The 16,176-nt window shown below is 66.7% G+C and carries 15 protein-coding genes and 1 pseudogene; 8 read left to right on the plus strand and 8 right to left on the minus strand.

Annotated elements, in window-relative coordinates:
* Both ASD05_RS08575 and ASD05_RS08580 read left to right on the plus strand, forming a co-directional pair.
* Positions 1-609: pseudogene (locus tag ASD05_RS08575) on the plus strand (type II secretion system protein GspD); the annotation flags it as partial.
* Between the two features lie 316 nt (positions 610-925).
* A complete protein-coding gene (locus ASD05_RS08580) occupies positions 926-1,696 on the plus strand; it encodes a fumarylacetoacetate hydrolase family protein (protein ID WP_056590438.1) in 771 nt (256 codons plus the stop codon).
* On the opposite strand, the gene ASD05_RS08585 is transcribed toward ASD05_RS08580, so the two are convergent.
* Entirely contained in the window at positions 1,645-2,607 is a 963-nt protein-coding gene (locus tag ASD05_RS08585; RefSeq protein ID WP_056590441.1) for a LysR substrate-binding domain-containing protein, read from the minus strand. The two genes, ASD05_RS08580 and ASD05_RS08585, sit on opposite strands and share 52 nt — an antisense overlap.
* A gap of 91 nt (positions 2,608-2,698) precedes the next feature.
* On the opposite strand from ASD05_RS08585, the gene ASD05_RS08590 reads away from it, so the two are divergent.
* Positions 2,699-3,889, plus strand: a complete 1,191-nt coding sequence (locus tag ASD05_RS08590) for an MFS transporter (RefSeq protein ID WP_056590445.1) — start codon at positions 2,699-2,701, stop codon at positions 3,887-3,889.
* Positions 3,890-3,915: 26 nt separating this feature from the next.
* Here the strand turns inward: ASD05_RS08590 and ASD05_RS08595 are convergent, their stop codons facing one another.
* Both ASD05_RS08595 and ASD05_RS08600 read right to left on the minus strand, forming a co-directional pair.
* Positions 3,916-6,693, minus strand: a complete 2,778-nt coding sequence (locus ASD05_RS08595) for a diguanylate cyclase domain-containing protein (protein WP_056590448.1) — start codon at positions 6,691-6,693, stop codon at positions 3,916-3,918.
* 133 nt (positions 6,694-6,826) lie between these two features.
* Positions 6,827-7,567, minus strand: a complete 741-nt coding sequence (locus ASD05_RS08600) for an FMN-dependent NADH-azoreductase (protein WP_056590451.1) — start codon at positions 7,565-7,567, stop codon at positions 6,827-6,829.
* Positions 7,568-7,675: 108 nt separating this feature from the next.
* Between ASD05_RS08600 and ASD05_RS08605 the strand changes: the two genes are divergently transcribed.
* The 3 genes from ASD05_RS08605 (at position 7,676) to ASD05_RS08615 (ending at position 10,991) form a co-directional block, all read left to right on the plus strand.
* Positions 7,676-8,617 carry a LysR substrate-binding domain-containing protein gene (locus ASD05_RS08605; protein ID WP_056590454.1) on the plus strand — a complete coding sequence of 314 codons (942 nt, stop codon included), beginning with the start codon at positions 7,676-7,678 and terminating at the stop codon, positions 8,615-8,617.
* Positions 8,618-8,922: 305 nt separating this feature from the next.
* Complete coding sequence (locus ASD05_RS08610) at positions 8,923-10,275, plus strand: serine hydrolase domain-containing protein (RefSeq protein WP_235507909.1); 1,353 nt, start codon at positions 8,923-8,925, stop codon at positions 10,273-10,275.
* Positions 10,272-10,991: a hypothetical protein gene (locus ASD05_RS08615; protein ID WP_056590460.1), complete on the plus strand. Its 720-nt coding sequence runs from the start codon at positions 10,272-10,274 to the stop codon at positions 10,989-10,991. The genes ASD05_RS08610 and ASD05_RS08615 overlap by 4 nt, the downstream gene beginning before the upstream one ends.
* Positions 10,992-10,994: 3 nt before the next feature.
* Here ASD05_RS08615 and ASD05_RS08620 read toward each other — a convergent pair whose 3' ends face one another.
* From ASD05_RS08620 to ASD05_RS08630, 3 genes are all read right to left on the minus strand, one after another.
* Positions 10,995-11,210, minus strand: a complete 216-nt coding sequence (locus ASD05_RS08620) for a general secretion pathway protein GspL (protein ID WP_082572017.1) — start codon at positions 11,208-11,210, stop codon at positions 10,995-10,997.
* Between the two features lie 75 nt (positions 11,211-11,285).
* Positions 11,286-11,531: a hypothetical protein gene (locus ASD05_RS08625; RefSeq protein ID WP_007832741.1), complete on the minus strand. Its 246-nt coding sequence runs from the start codon at positions 11,529-11,531 to the stop codon at positions 11,286-11,288.
* A 289-nt stretch (positions 11,532-11,820) separates the two neighbouring features.
* Positions 11,821-12,726, minus strand: a complete 906-nt coding sequence (locus ASD05_RS08630; protein ID WP_056590467.1) for an SDR family oxidoreductase — start codon at positions 12,724-12,726, stop codon at positions 11,821-11,823.
* Positions 12,727-12,883: 157 nt separating this feature from the next.
* Here ASD05_RS08630 and ASD05_RS08635 point away from each other — a divergent pair, with 157 nt between their 5' ends.
* On the plus strand, positions 12,884-13,045 hold the full coding sequence (locus ASD05_RS08635; protein ID WP_235507910.1) for a hypothetical protein: 162 nt from the start codon (positions 12,884-12,886) through the stop codon (positions 13,043-13,045).
* Entirely contained in the window at positions 13,042-13,506 is a 465-nt protein-coding gene (locus tag ASD05_RS08640; RefSeq protein WP_056590475.1) for a hypothetical protein, read from the plus strand. The genes ASD05_RS08635 and ASD05_RS08640 overlap by 4 nt, the downstream gene beginning before the upstream one ends.
* 30 nt (positions 13,507-13,536) lie before the next feature.
* Here ASD05_RS08640 and ASD05_RS08645 read toward each other — a convergent pair whose 3' ends face one another.
* Complete coding sequence (locus ASD05_RS08645) at positions 13,537-14,475, minus strand: glutathione S-transferase family protein (RefSeq protein WP_056590477.1); 939 nt, start codon at positions 14,473-14,475, stop codon at positions 13,537-13,539.
* Between the two features lie 30 nt (positions 14,476-14,505).
* Positions 14,506-16,146, minus strand: a complete 1,641-nt coding sequence (locus ASD05_RS08650) for an isovaleryl-CoA dehydrogenase (protein ID WP_056590480.1) — start codon at positions 16,144-16,146, stop codon at positions 14,506-14,508.
* Between the last annotated feature and the right edge of the window lie 30 nt (positions 16,147-16,176).

Raw genomic sequence — 16,176 nt, forward strand, 5'->3', positions numbered from 1 at the left:
CCGTTCACCACCGTCGAGCGCAAGGACGTCGGCCTCACCCTGCGCGTGCGCCCGACCATCAACGAGAACGGCACGGTGCGGATGACGATCTTCCAGGARACCTCGACCGTCGACCAGAAYTCGCTGAGCAACCCCAACGGCCCGACCACCAACAAGCGCTCGATCGAGTCCAGCGTGCTGGTGGAAGACGGCGGCCTGGTCATGCTGGGCGGCCTGCTTTCGGACACCTACAACAACAACATCGAGAAGGTGCCGCTGGCCGGCGACATCCCGGTGCTCGGCAACCTGTTCAAGAACGAGAACCGCACGCGCAGCAAGAGCAACCTCATGATGTTCCTGCGACCCGCGGTGATGCGCGACGGCGCTTCGTCCGAGGCCTTCGCCTACGACCGYTACGACGAGATCCGCGGCCAGCAGCTGCAGACGCAGCCGAACACCGACAACGTCATGCTGCGCGGCGTGAACGCTGCACCGGTACTGCCCGACTCCGCACTGCAGCGCTCGAACAACCGCGGCAGCGGCAGCACCCGCATGGAAGGCACGCAGCTCATTCCGCCGCCGCAGCCGCCAGCCGATACGCGCGAACTCGCTCTGCCTGCAAGAAGCTGAGGGACTGCTTGAGGTCGCTCGGGGTGCGATCCCGCCGACGGGGTACCTTGCTCCGCGAATTTCCCCCGCCCTTCGGGCTCCTCCTTTATTTCGCTGCGCAAGGCACCCCGCCGTCGTGATCGATCAGAGCACTTGTCGATCGGCCGCGAACCAGCAGCGTGTCCCCGTGCACAGGACACCGGGTGCTCCCCGCAGCGAAATAAAGGAGGAGCCGAAGGCGGGGGACATTCGCGGAGGGGAGTACCCGGTGGCCTGTGCACGCACCCCGAACAAAAGCACCCGAACGCACCCAGCAGAAACTGAGAAGATCCAGAACATGACCCCATCCCAGACCGCCCTCACCGACGCACTCGTGACCGCGCGCCGCGGCAACCACACCCTCGATGCCACGCGCTGGACCGACGCGCTCGAAACCGACATCCAGGCCTATGAAGTGCAGAACGCCGTCGCGGCCGCGCTCGGCTGGTTCAACGCTCAGCCCGTGCCCGGCACGTGGAAGTCGGGCGGCGGTTCGCGCAGCGCGACGCTCACACATGCGCCACTGCCTCCCGCCGGTGTGCGCCAGGGCCCGGCGAACTTCAGCGACCTCGTGTTCCATGCGCCCGGCATCGAGGCCGAGATTGCCTTGCGGCTCGGACAGAACGTTACGCCGGCACAGGCCGCGCAGCTCGATCACGACAACACCGCATCGCTCATCGACGCCATGGCCGTGTCGGTCGAAATCGTCGACTCCCGCTGGCAAGACCTCGCCGCCACGCCCGCCCTGCTGCGCCTTGCCGATTCGCAGGTGCACGGCGCACTCGCGCTCGGCGAATGGACGCCTTACGCCGCCGTCGACTGGGCCTCGCAGCGCTGCGAAACGAAGGTCGGCAACGCAGAGACCGTGGTGCGCGAAGGCACGCATCCGCTGGCCGACCCCGCATGGCTGCTGCCGATCTGGCTGCGCCACCTGACCCGCCACGGCCAGACCGTTCCCGCGGGCACGGTGGTCACCACCGGCTCGTGGGTCGGCATCGTGCCCTGCCGGCGCGGCGATCAGGTGACGGTGGAGTTTGCCGACATAGGCGCCGTTCGCTTGATCGTGTAGCGCTCGCCGCCCACCCCCGAGCACGCCACCAGAAAGTCGAGCACCGCCCGAACCCGCGCGGGCAGCGTGCCGGCCTTGCCGATGTAGACCGCGTGGATCGGCTCCACCTCTCCCGGGTTGAACTCTTCGAGCAACGGCACGAGCCGACCGGCGTCGATGTCGTGCTGGATGTGATACAGCGACAGCCGCGCCACGCCAGCCCCCGCGATGGCCAGCCGGCGCAGCGTTTCGCCATCGCCCGCGCGCACCGGACCGGCCACGGGCAGCCACACCATGCGGCCGTCGACACGCAGCGGCCAGTCGGGCGAACTGCGCCGGTAGCTCCAGCCCAGTCGGTTGTGCGCCTCCAGCTCCTGCGGCGTGCGCGGCGTGCCGTACTTCGCGAGGTAGTCTGGCGCGGCGACGATGGACTGGCTGGTCCCACCGAGCCGACGCGCCACGAGATCGGACGACGGCAATTGGCCCCAGCGGATGGCGATGTCCGCGCGCTCATCCATCAAGTCGACGATGCGGTCGGTCAGCGCAATGTCGAGCGTGATCTGCGGATGCTGTTCGAGCAGGCGCGGCACCAATGGCACCAGCTTGTGGTGCCCGAACGAGACGCTGGCATTGATGCTCACGCGCCCGCGCGCCGCCGCACCGGCCGCCGCGCAGCGCTCGGCCTCGTCAATGTCGGCCAGCACGCGCAGGCTGCGTTCGTAGAACTCCGTGCCTTCGGGCGTGAGTTGCAGCTTGCGCGTGGAACGGTGCACGAGCTGGATGCCCAGGCGCAATTCAAGCCGCGCCACGAGCTTGCTCACGGCCGAAGGCGTCATGCTCAGCAGGCGCGCCGCCGCCGAGAACCCGCCAGACTCGACCACCTGCACGAAGGCTTCCATTTCGCCGGAACGGTTGACGTCGATGCGCGGCATGGCTCCTCCGGTCTATGAATTCAAGTCACAAGTATGTGTACCTGCGGCATTCTAGTCATCAGTGACTTTCGTCCGCACAGTACAGGGCATCATGCCAATCGCTCTAATCGCCCTCACCGCCGGTGCCTTCGGTATAGGCACCACCGAGTTCGTCATCATGGGCCTGCTGATGCAGGTCTCGACGGATCTTCACGTCTCCATCACGGCCGCCGGCCTGCTGATCTCGGGCTACGCGCTCGGGGTCGCGGTCGGCGCGCCGGTGCTCACCATCGCCACCCGCAAGCTGCCGCGCAAGACCGTGCTGCTCGCGCTCATGGGAATCTTCACGCTCGGCAATCTCGCCTGCGCCGTGGCGCCCAACTACGAGATGCTGATGGCCGCACGCGTCATCACCTCGCTGGCGCACGGCACCTTCTTCGGCGTCGGCTCGGTGGTGGCCACTGGCCTGGTGGCGCCCGAACGGCGCGCCTCGGCCATCGCGATCATGTTCACCGGCCTGACCGCCGCCACGCTGCTCGGCGTGCCGGCCGGCGCGTGGCTGGGCCTGCAGTTCGGCTGGCGCTCGGCTTTCTGGGCCGTGACGCTGATCGGCGTGCTGGCCTTCACGGTGCTCGCCGTGTTCGTGCCGCGCGCGAAGGGAGAGGCTGGGTCCGCGCCGCTGCGCGAAGAACTGGCCGTGCTGGCGCGCCCGCAGGTGCTGCTCGGCCTGGCGATGACGGTGCTCGGCTTTGCCGGCGTGTTCGTGGTGTTCACCTACATCCAGCCCTTGCTCACGCAGATCACCGGTCTGTCGGAGTCGGCCGTGTCGCCCATCCTGCTTGTGTTTGGCGGCGGGCTGGCCGTCGGCAATATCCTGGGCGGCAAGCTGGCCGACCGCGCGCCGATGGCCGCCGTGCTCGGTACGCTGGCGGCGCTGGCCGTCGTGCTGAGTGCGATGCAGTTCACCATCGGCACGCCGTTCACGGCGGTGGTGTTCGTCGGCCTGCTCGGCGTGGCTTCGTTCGCCACCGTGGCGCCGATGCAGTTGCGGGTACTGGAGAAGGCCTCGGGCGCGGGTCAGAACCTCGCGTCGAGCCTGAACATCGCTGCCTTCAACCTCGGCAACGCGCTCGGCGCGTGGGTCGGCGGCGTGGTCATCGACCATGGGCCGGGATTGCGCGCGCTGGGCTGGGCGGCGGCCCTGCTCACGCTGGTGGGCCTGATGATCGCGCTGTGGAGCCGCTCGCTCGACCGGCGCGAACCGCGCAATGTACTGGGGGACAGCGCTTCGGCGCGGGTTTGATTCACCGGCGGTCGCAGCCGCCGAACTCAGTGCTGCCGCGTGATCAGATCGCTGCGCGCCCCCTCAACAGGCATGAAGAACTCGAACCGATCGCGCCCCGCCGCCTTGGCGTTGTAGAGCGCCGTATCGGCCCGCGCCAGCAACTCCTCGGCAGTGACGGAGGAATCGGCCGCGCGGTGAAACGCGATGCCGACGCTGGTCGTCACCTTGATGCGCTGGCCGTCCACCGTAAAGGGCGGCGTGTGGATGCGCTCCACGATCTTTGCCGCGACAGTGGCCGCGGTGTCCGGTGCGGTCAGGCCTTCGAGCACGAGCACGAACTCGTCGCCCGCCAGCCGGGCCACCATATCGGTGCCGCGCACGCAGCCCAGAAGCCGCCGCGCATATTCGGTGAGCACCGCATCGCCCACCGCATGGCCCATCGTGTCGTTGATGGCCTTGAAATGGTCGATGTCGAGGAACATCAGCGCCATCGCATTGCCCGCGAGCCGCCCGCGCAGCACCGCCCCGGGCAGGTATTCGTTGAACGCCAGCCGGTTGGGCAGGCCGGTGAGCGTGTCGAGCCGTGCCAGCTCGATGAGCTTGTGCTCCACCACCTTCAGCGCCGTGATGTCGTGCGCCAGCGAGAAAATTCCGTGCGTCATGCCGTCTTCGCGCACGTCGGGCACGTAGGTGACCTGCGTGATGCGATCGAAGCCCTGGCGCTGCATACGGGCCTCGAACTCCGCCCGCTCCCCGCCCAGCGCCCGCGCGAGCATCGGCTGGCGCGACTCGTACACCTCGCGGCCCAGCACGTCCTGCACCTGGCGCCCCAGTACCTGGGCCGGGTCGAGCCCGAGCCATTCGCGGCTGGTGGCATTGGCGAAGGTGATCTTCTCGTCGCGGTCGATGTAGGTGATCAGCGCCGGCATGTTGTCGGTGATGGCGCGCAGGCGCAGTTCGCTCTCGGCCAGGCGCAGCTCCGCCTGCTTCAGCGCCGTGATGTTGAAGGACATGAGGTAGAAGCCGACGACCTCGCCGCGCAGGTTCTTGTCCGGCATCAGGTTGGCCTGGAAGTACCCCTCCCTGCCATGCATGGGAGCGCGAACCGGGAAACGCACCTTCTTGCCCGAGAACACGACGGGCAGGTAGGGCTTGAGCTGCGCATGCACCGCCTTGCCGAGAGCCGAGCGCAGGGTCGTTCCCTTCAGCGAAGCGCTCTGGTCCAGCCCCGCTGTCTGGCGCGCCCTGACGTTGGCGAACAGGCAGTTCTGCTCGCGGTCGAAGTAGCCGACCAGCGCCGGGATGTTGTCGGTCACGTCGCGCAGCCGCTTTTCCTGCTCGGTCAGGGCCCGGCGGATGTTCACGTCCTCGGTGATGTCGAAGGTCATCGAGAACACGCCGCGGACCACGCCGTCGGCATCGATGTCGGGAATGTAGTGGGCCTTGAACGTGCGGCCGCCAATGCCCAGCGCCGGGTCGCCGGACTTCTCGAGGATCACGGTCTCGCCGGCCAGCGCGCGCCGGAAGCTCGGCTCCACCAGCGCGAAATCCGCGGGGCCGCGCACTTCCGGCATCAGGCGGCCCACCAGCGTCTTGTCCTTGTGCAGGGCCCGCACGTGCGCATTGACGAAGGTGTAGCGCATCGACGCATCGACGTGCGACACCATCGCCGGGATGTTGTCGGCAATGATGCGTACCTGAGCCTCGCTGTGCGCAAGGCTGAGCTCGATGGCGCGCCGCTGCGCCATCAGTTCGTCGAAGGTGCGCGAGAGATCGCCGATCTCGTCGAAGGCGTAGGTGCGCGCCGCCGCGGTCCCGGTAGACGCCTCCTGGGTGGATTGCATGTGCTGGTGCAGTTCGGACAGCGGCTTCAGCTGCCGGCGCACCACTGCCAGGGCCAGCGCGCCCGCGGTCAGCGCCAGCGCCAGTGCCCCGAACCACGCACCGCGTTCGATGGCATTGATGCCCGCGAAGGCCTCGCTGCGCGGGTACATGGCACCGACGATCCAGTTCGCCTGCTCGGCGCGGTCGAAGGCATAGAGGCCGCGCACGCCGGCTTTGTTGACGCCCTCGCTCGAGCCCTGGAAGCCGGCCAGCGCGCGAAGGACCTCGGGGTCGCCGCCGCCGTTCGCCTGAATGTGGTTCAGGATGCGCGAGGTGTCCGGATGGTCGACCACGATGCCATCCGCGGTCGTCACGAACAGATAGCCGGTCTTGCCGAACTTGATGTCGGCGAGCGCACCCAGGATGTTGCGATCCTTCAGGTTGATGGCACCCGAGATCACGAACCTCACCTGTCCCGCGTTGTCGAGCACCGGCGCGGTGATGGCCACCTGTGCCAGCCCGTTGAGCCGGTTGCGGTACGGCTCGGATACGAGACCGGCCCGGGACGCAACCGTTCGCTGGAAATAGGGCCGATCCTTCACGTTCACGGTACCGATGCGGTTCGCACCGTTGAGGTTGGCCACGAGGTTGCCGTCCATGTCGAGGAAGGCGACGTTGTCGAAGGCCTGACGCAGCGAGGCGTGCCTTTCGAGGAAGGCCTGCAGCGGCACGGTGTCCTGGAAGTCCTGCGCTTCCACGCTATCGCCGAAGGTCTGCAGCAGGATCAGCCGGCTGCCGAATTTCTGGTCGATGGAGTCGGCGATGGCGGCCACGCGGGAGAGCTGCTCGGCCTCGATCGAGGCTCGCATGTTGCTCTTGACGAAGTGCAGAGCGAAGGTGGCAATCGCGAAGGTGGCCGTCAGGACCACCGCCATCACGCCGAGGCTCAGGCGTGTGTGCAAACCGAACCGGAATTTCGAGAAACCTGTTTGAGTCATTGAACTGTTCGGACCGGTACGTTGCCGGAGGGAATTTCCGGACAGTATCGGTGCGATCCACGCACCGGCAAAGGGCTTGGATGCAGGGCGCGGCGAACCGCTCCATGACTCGGGAAAAATGATCACCTTTGCCTTACTTTTGTTCGGACAAGGACCGGTCTGCCTGGCAAACATCTGTAGCCCCCGACCGCGCACGCGCACGCGGGGCGATCAGTGCATCGACGAGGCTGTCCGCGCGCTGCTCCGCGCGCCGCATCGAATCCGCAAGCTGCTCGCCGCCGAATTCGTCGGACTCCACCGCCGCCTCGAACACTTCGGTGATGCCGATATACCCGAGCGCCGAACGCACGCTGCTCTCAGTGTGGTTGAGGTGCGCGACGCGGCCGCCCGCGTCGTAGCCATGGTCGCCGCGCGCGCCCAGCAGCACCACGCGCTTGCCCGCGTCCGCCAGCAGTGGCCAGTACGGCACCGCGCCGCGCGAACGGTCGAAGCCGAAGGTGCGGCCCACGCGCACGATGTTGTCGATCCAGGCCTTGAACTGCGCGGGCACGCTGAAGTTGTACATGGGCAGGCCGATCACGACCACGTCGGCGGCAACGAGCTGGTCGACGAGCCGGTCGCTCTCGGCGAGCGCCTCGGCCATCCATGGCTCGCGCGCGGCCGGCGGCGTGAAGGCCGCGTGGATCCAGCGGCCGTCGACGTGCGCGGGTGGCTGCCGGCCCACGTCGAGGTAGTCGATGCGGTCGGCGGGCCGCGCCTTGCGCCAGCGCTCGACGAAACGCGCCGAGAGGCGGCGCGTGTGCGAGCCGTGGAGGTCGGTGTCGGAACGGCCCGGTCGGGCGCTGGCGTCGATGTGGAGGAGGTTCATGGTCATGGTCTTGATGGATGAATTGGTATCTTTCGTCCCGCGCGGCCGGAATGGTGCGCAGGCCTTGAATCTAGGTTCACGAGCCACTCATCACAAACGACGATTTCTCCACACATGAACGAGATTGGCTCATCCATCCGCCCTCTCCGGCGGCTGCCTCCCCTGCTGTCACTTCGCGCCTTCGAGGCTGCGGCCGCGCACCTGAGCTTTCAGCGCGCGGCGCTCGAACTGTCGGTCACGCCGTCGGCCATCAGCCACCAGGTGCGTGCGCTCGAAGACACGCTGGGCCAGCCGCTGTTCCGCCGGCTCACGCGGCAGCTCGCGCTGACGCCAGCGGGCCAGCGGCTGTTCGCCGACCTGCGCATGGGCTTCGACATGCTCGAAGCCGGCGTCGACAAGCTGCGCCGCCCGGCCGCGTCGCAGGCCGTCACCCTTACCACCAACACCGCATTCGCCGCGCGCTGGGTGCTGCCGCGCATGGAGGCGTTCCGCAGGGCCTGCCCCGGAGTCGAGCTGCGGCTGCATGCGAGCGACACCTTGGTCGACCTGGCGCGCGGCGACGCCGACATCGCTGTTCGCTCGGGCCACGGCAACTGGCCGGGGCTGGTGTCGCGCGAGCTGATGCCCGAGCGCTATGCGCCTTTGTGCAGCCCGATGCTGGGCCTCAAGCGCGCCGCAGACCTGCCGAGGCACCAGCTGATCCATTGCGACTGGCAGCCGCAGGCGCTCGCACCTGCCGTGTGGACGCGCTGGTTTCGCGAAGCCGGCATCGCGCCGCCGAGGGGGCGCGCGATGAAGGCCTCGGGCCTGTCGTTCTCCGACGAGACACACGCGACGCTGGCCGCGCTCGCAGGACATGGCGTGGCGCTGCTGAGCCTCACGCTGTCGGCCGAAGAGCTGCGCAGCGGCGCGCTGGTGCAGCCCTTCGGTCCTGCGCTCGACACCGGCAGCTACTTTCTGGCGGTCGCACGCGGCAGCGAGAACGAGCCGGCCGTGCGGGCAGTGTGGGAATGGATCGCGTCGCAGGCCGCACCGGAGCCGCAATCGCGAGGCTGAGGACAAGCTGGACGCAGAACTTTCAGGCTGTCGCAGTTCTCGTGGAGACTCGCGTTCCAACAACAAAGTGAGGAGAAGTCATGACGAGGTTTGCCCGCATCCCTCTTGCCATCGCAACAGGCGCGCTTCTTGTAATGGCTTTGGCTTCATGTGGAGGAGGCGGCGGGGGTGGCGGAGGCGCAGGCATCGGCATAGGGCTGGGTACGGGTTCTGGAGGAACGACACCGGTCACCGGCGCCCCCGAGCTACCTGCACGCGAGGCCCTCATCGCTCGCGCGAGAACCTTCGAACTCGACACGCCCTACGTGCCGCCACCCGGTGATCCGCTGGAGCACAACACCTCGGGCTACGCCAAGACGATGTGCTCCGCCGCATTCATCACCGGACTCGATCCCGGATTCGCCGTCGAGAGCGTGGGCTACTTCACAGGGCCCTACGACCAGCGCAAGAAGGTCGGCACGCCGGTGGTCGACCGCGACAAGAAGGAAGTCCGCATCGCCATGCCCAATGGGCCGACGCTGGTGGCGCGCTACTACGGTTCGCAGGGCTGCATCACGCTGCCAGCCGGCAACGACGGCGTGTTCTTCACGCCGGTGGCCGTCAAGAGCGCCCTGCCCGATCCCTCGACCCAGCCGTGGCCCATGGGCGACGTGACGCCCGCCGGTCCCGCGCCCGGCATCGACACGGCAAAGGTGGGCCAGGCAGTCGACGCGGCCTTCGAGCTGCCGGAGGCCTACACCGCAGCCTTCGTCGTCACGCACAAGGGACGCATCGTCGGCGAGCGCTACAGGAGCGGCATCACGGCGACCACGCCGCTCGAATCGTGGTCGATGGGCAAGAGCGTGACCGCGACGATGCTGGGCGTGCTGATGAAGCAGGGCGAATACCGGCTCGACCAGCGCGCGCCGATTCCCGAGTGGCAGGCCGCCGGCGACAAGCGCCAGGAGATCCGGATCGCGGACATCCTGCACATGTCGAGCGGGCTGCGCATCAAGGCACCCGATGACCCGGACTTCGACCCCAACGGCACCTACCCCGACCACACCTACCTCTACACCGGCCGCATCAACTCGTTCAACTACGCGGCCACCCGCCCGCAGCAGTGGCCGCCCAACACCGTCGGGCGCTATCGCAATACCGACCCGGTGCTGGCGAACTACCTGATCCGCCTTGCTGTCGAGAAGCGCGGCGAGGAGTACCTGTCGTTCCCGCAGAGAAACCTGTTCGACAAGATCGGCATCCGTACGATGACCCTGGAGACCGATCCGTATGGCAACTTCCTCGCGCAGGGCTATGACTTCATGTCGGCACGCGATTGGGCGCGCCTGGCCAACCTGTATCTGCAGGACGGCGTCTGGAATGGCGAGCGCATCCTGCCCGAAGGTTTCGTCAAGTTCGTGAGCACCCTTGCACCGGCCTGGGCGGCCGACAAGCGCCCGATCTACGGCGGGTTCTTCTGGTTGAACGGCACGAGCACGTGGCCGGTGCCGACCACGGCGTACTACATGCTGGGCGCGGGTGGGCAGACGGTGCTGATCGTTCCTTCGCACGACCTGGTGGTGGTGCGTCTGGGCCATGACAAGGGAGAGCGGGCATCGGCCACGAGCCTGCGAAAGGCGCTGTCGCTCTTGATGCAAGCCGTGCCCAGTTCGTCGTGAGCAACAGAGACCTCCTCGTTTCCCACTTCTGGAGCGGTGACGCCATCCGCAGCCGAAGCGTGAGCGATCTCGTGCTGACGAACACGCTCGACGTGCCCGCGCCACCTGCACGCCTGCTTGCGGATTGGGAGAGAGAGATTTCTTCGCACCTGTTGCTGGAACCCGGCGACGTCGAGCCGCTGCCCTTGGTCCGCGCGCGTGCACGCTGGCCGGACTACCGGCTCTGCGTGCAGGCCGTATCCGACTGGACGCGCACGCTCGGGCTGCCCGAGGTGCTTGCCTCCAGCGACGTCGCCCTCATGGCTTGCCGCGGCGCGAGGTACCACCATGACGGTGCGCAATACGGCGGCGCGGCCTTCTGCAATCTCTTCGTGAGCGAGGAGAAGGGGCTGGACTTGCACTTCCCCTTTGCAGGTCATCGAATCCCCCTTGTCCGGGGTACTGCCGTGATATTCGATACCGGCCAGCCTCATGCCGTCATTCGACGCGGCAGCAGCGGCTTCGATGTGGCCGACTTCGCGCCGGGCCAGGATTGCACGCAAATGTTCCTGACCTGGGAGCTTCCGATCGAAGACACCCATGTCGCGCGCGCTCTTCAGATCACTTTCGACGTCGACCCCTCGACCTCGTCACAACTGGAGGAAGAGCAGGTCCGGCTGAACGGCGAGCAGGCCGCCGTGTGCCCTAGTACCGGTCAGTGGCGCAGTGGCGAATGACCGTCAGCGGTTGACTGGAACAGCCCCGGCCGCCAGTTCCTTCAGGCACGCGCTGACCGCCTGGGGCGGTGCCTTTTCGTGACAGCGCGCTGCCGCCTCGCGGGCAACGGATTCGCTCAAGCGCCGCTCCCGCGCGGCCTCGACCTGGAATTCGACGACCCATTTCATGAGCATGGCCATCACGATCAGCAGTCCGATCAGGGCGGCCACCAGCGTCATGCGCCAGTCCTGAATGCGAAGGATCGACGCTGCGGACTTGCTCGCCGCGGGTGCTGTAGGTTCTTGCAAAGCCATTTAGCGCGGGAGGTCTGGAAAGACCCACATGCTCAACCCAAGAATCAGGCCGGCTCCCAGCGACACGATGGCCGCGGTCATGAGCATCGATGCCGCAACGATGTTGGGAACCCGAATGGCCCCGACCACGAAGGCAACGGCCGCCAGGATGCACAGGAGCACCGACAACCAGGCCATGTATGCCGGCCTGAGCTGGGTCGCCAAAGGTTCGTCCGGGCTGATGTCGGACAGGAACGGGGTGCGCATGAATTGCCTCCTCTTGCAAGATGTCGCGGCGGATCGGCTCAGGTTGACCTTGGGTCAAGCCCCTTCGGATCCGCTTGCAACTGCCCCTGAACTTCACCAAGAAAGTTACAGGGAGAGGTTATGAAAAATATGCGCCCTGGCTAAGGGAGTAGTTCGCAAACATCGCGCATGAAGAGCCGGTGCAGGCAGAAAGCTCGAGTGCCTGAGCAATATTTGACATATGTCAAAACCCGGCTCGTCCGCGTCGAAGCGCGGCGAGTTGCAGGCTTCTTGAAAAAGAAGCTCGAGGTCAGGCCGAGCGAAGCTGCTCGCGCAGCTTCTGCCCGATCTCCGGGCGTTCCAGGAATGGGTCGGCCGGATTCGTGATGGAGACGATGTTCTCCATGCGGCTCTTCACGTTGCCCAGCGCCTTCGGATGGCTGAACACGTAGAACTGGTTGGCGCTGATGGCGTCGAACACCTTGGCCGCCACTTCGGCCGCCGTGATCTTGCCGCTGCTCACCGCCTTGTTGCTCATGGCCTGGCCGATGAGCTGGCTCTTGGTGAGCTCGCTGTCCTTCGGTGCATTGGGCCGGTTGCGCTCGCTGCTGGTGATGCCCGTGGGCACGAAGTACGGGCACAGCAGGCTCGCGCCGATCTGGTCGGTGACGAGGTTCAGGTCCTGGTACATCGTCTCCGTAAGGCTCACGACTGCGGCCTTGGCCGCGTTGTAGATGCCCATGTTGGGTGGCGTCAGCAGGCCGGCCATGCTCGCGGTGTTGGTGATGTGGCCGCGATAGCCCGGGTCCTTGGCTGCCGCTTCGAGCATCATCGGCGTGAACAGGCGCACGCCGTGGATCACGCCCCACAGGTCCACGCCCAGCACCCATTCCCAGTCGGCCACGGTGTTCTCCCACACCAGGCCGCCAGCGCCCACGCCCGCGTTGTTGAACACGAAGTGCGGCGCGCCGAAGCGCTCCTTCACGGCCGCGGCCAGCGCTTCCATCTGTGCCGCGTTCGACACGTCGACCTTGCGCGCCAGCACCTGAGCGCCAGCGGCTTCCATTTCTGCCTGGGCCTTGTCGAGCGCATCCTGCTGCACGTCGACCAGCACGAGGTTCATGCCGCGGGCGGCGCCGATGCGCGCGCACTCCAGGCCGAAGCCCGAGCCCGCGCCGGTGAGAACGGCGGTCTTGCCCTTGAAGTCCTGAATCATTGGGTGCTTTCCTTTGGTTGACTCTGCATCGGCTATTGGAACGCTTTGCCCAGTGGTTGGCTGTCGTTCGTGTGACGCGCGCCGCGAGCGGTTTGTGGCGGATCCAAGCCGGGACCCCGCTCCCAGCATCCGTGACGGGGACTCGAAGCTCCTGACGTTGATTCACGAAGTCACGCACTTCGACGACACCTTCAGCTCATTCGATACCTGGTACGGCACGAAAAACGCAAGGGATCACGCTGAAGACCCGAGGTCCCGCGTCAACGCCGACAGCATCGCCGGCTACATTCTTGGTGTTGTGGCGAAGGCATCCATATGAAATACATCTTCAGGCCTTTGCTCGTCGCCGCCGTGCTGGCGAGCTCGAGCGCCATGGCCTGCAAACCTGTCGTGGTGACAAGGCTTACTTTCGCCGAGGGCTCCGCCGACCTTGAGCCGGCTCAGATCGCGAAGCTGGCGAATTTCGTTGACCGAGCGAACTCGACCTTCACCAAATACCTCGAGGTTTCGATCGATGGAGGGGCCACCGTCAAGACTCCGGGCAGGACGCCCGATGAAGCGGCCCGACTGGCAGAACAGCGAGCCCGAAAGGTGACCCAGGCATACAGGCAGTTCCAGCCGAACGAGATCAAGCTGGAAACCACTTCGAATATTTATGAAGACAACAGGATGTCGAGGGAAGCAGGCAACGACTTTGTCGTAGTCCAGTTTCACCCCGACTACGAGGCGCTGAAGCTGCCCGACTGCTCTCCAGTCCCGATCCCGGGATTCAAGCGTTAGGCAGAGCGTCGCCAGCCACGGCGAACGCCTCTAGGCATCAGCCTTCTTCAGCACATACCCGATGCGCGGAAAGTGCACGTGCACCGTGCCCACTCGCTCGTGGCTGCGCTCCAGCGTGTAGTGCGTGCGCGTGGCCGCGACCAACGTGCCCGGCGTTTCTTCCAACCCGAAGCTCTCGGCGCGGACGGTGACGTCGCTGCCGAGCGGAATGCCGTGGTCGTCCTGGAAAGTGCTGTCGGTCAGCAGCGTGTGCGGCGTCGCAGCCTTGGCGACTGCAATGGCCTCGTCGCTCGTGAACTTCTCGGGCACACCATGGCCGATGGCGGCCATGCGGTCCATCCAGTCGATCACCGCCGGCGTCAGGTCGAGGATGGTGCGCACCGACTCGATGCGGCGCGTGTACCAGAGCGGGTGATAGGCCGAGAAGTCGGCGATGGTGGGCACCTCGCCCAGCAGGTAGGGCTTCTCGTCGAGCATGTCCGACAGGCGGCGCAGGTACGACTTGTAGGCGCTGGCGGCATCGGCCGGGCGCAGGCGGGTCATGTTGCCCGCGCTCATCTTGCCGCGGTCTTCGCCGAAGGCCTTCGCGGCTTCGGGCGGCGCCTTGGCGAACACCTCGGCCGCGCCCTTGGGCTGCAGGCTCCAGGCCATGGCGGACCAGAACAGCGTGGTGTCGGCCCACTGCGCGAGGATGCGCGACATGCCTTTCTCAGGCTCCGGGTACAGCGTGGGTTCGGGTTGCAGATGTTCCAGCACGTCGGCGATGAGCGCGCTGTCGCAGTACATGTCGGCGCCGATCTGCAGGAACGGCGTCTTGCGGTAGCCACCGGTGAGCACCTCCACGTCGGGCTTGGGCATGATCGGCGGGATGAAGACCGATTTCCACGGCAGCTTCTTGGCGCCGAGGATCAGGCGCACCTTCTCCGAGAACGGCGAGGTCAGGTAGTGGTGGAGGATCAGGTCGGCCATGGTGTTTCCTGTGGGACTGTCGTTGTGTGTTCAGCGAGGTTGCGCGCGCTGGATGATCGAATCGAAATCGGTGCCCGCGGCCAGCGTGCCGAAGACATTGCCCCAGTCGCCGCCAAGGCGCGAAGCACAGAAGGCGCCGACGACGGCGGGGGGCGCGGTCTGCGCGAGCAGCGCGCCCTGCACGGCCAGCGCCACGTCCTGCGCGAGGCGTCGGGCCTCGGCTTCGGAGGCCATCGCTTCGATGCGCGCCGGCAGTGCGTCGGCGAGCCGGTCGAGCGCGGCGTGCTGGCCGCGCGCGGGTGCCAGCTCCTTCGCCAGCGCGGCCACTGCATCGCCCTTGCGCAGGCCGCGCAGCAGGTCGAGCGCCATGATGTTGCCAGCGCCTTCCCAGATGGAGTTGAGCGGCATCTCGCGGTAGATGCGGGCCATGATGCCTTCGCCGCCCTCTTCCACATAGCCGTTGCCGCCGAGGCACTCCATGGCTTCCTGCGCGAAATGGCTGCCGCGCTTGCAGATCCAGAACTTGGCGACAGGCGTGAGCAGGCGGGCCATCAGGCGCTCATGCTCGTCGGTCTGTTGGTCGAAGGCCCTGGCAAGGCGGATGGCGAGCGCGGTGGCGGCTTCGCTTTCGAGCGCGAGGTCGGCCAGCACGTTCTTCATCAAGGGTTGCTCGATCAGCGGCTTGCCGAAGGCGTCGCGCTGCGCCGCGTGGTTGAGCGCGATGCCCAGCGACTGGCGCATGAGGCCGCTGGTGCCCAGCGCGCAGTCGAGCCGCGTCATCGTGCCCATCTCGAGGATCTGCGGAATGCCGCGGCCCTCCTCGCCCACGAGCCATGCGCTTGCGCCCTGGAACTCGACTTCGGAACTCGCATTGGCCTTGTTGCCGAGCTTGTCCTTCAGGCGCTGGATCTGGATGCCGTTGCGCGTGCCGTCGGGCAGCACGCGCGGCAGGAAGAAGCAGCTGAGCCCGGCCGGCGCCTGCGCCAGTACCAGGAAGGCATCGCACATCGGCGCCGAGAAGAACCACTTGTGTCCGGTGATCGCATAGCGCTCGCCCCATGCGTCGCTGCCGTCGCGCACGGCCCGGGTGGTGTTGGCCCGCACGTCGGAGCCGCCCTGCTTCTCGGTCATGCCCATGCCCATGGTCACGCCGGGCTTGTCCTTGAAAAGCTTCAGCGCCGGGTCGTACCAGAGGCTGCCGAGCTTCGGTCCCCAGTCGGCGTACACCCCTGCATTGCTGCGCAGCGCGGGCGTGGCCGCATAGGTCATGGAGACGGGGCAAAGAATCGAAGGCTCCAGCTCGGTGAAGAGCATGAAGCCCGCCGCGCGCAGCACGTGCGGCGAGGCCGAGGTGCCGGTCCACGGCGTACCGTGCAGGCCCGCGCCCACCGCGGCGGTCATCAACGCGTGGTAGCTCGGATGGAACTCCACCTCGTCGATGCGCCGCCCGAAGCGGTCGTGCGTGTGCAGCTCGGGCGCGTGGATGTTGGCGAGCCGTGCATGCGCCTGCATGCCGGCTGTGCCGAGAGTGGCGCCCAGTTCGTGCAGCTGCGTGGTCTGCAGCGCGGGCGCGTTGAACTTCAGCGCATCGCGCAGGGGCCGGTTGGTGTCGAAGAGGTTGTAGTCCACCAGCGGCGTGGGCTGGTTGAACACCTCGTGCGTTGTTGCCATGACCGGCCTCCTTTGCCGCGCGTTCAGTTC

The sequence above is a fragment of the Variovorax sp. Root434 genome (assembly GCF_001426595.1).
GTDB lineage: Bacteria > Pseudomonadota > Gammaproteobacteria > Burkholderiales > Burkholderiaceae_C > Variovorax.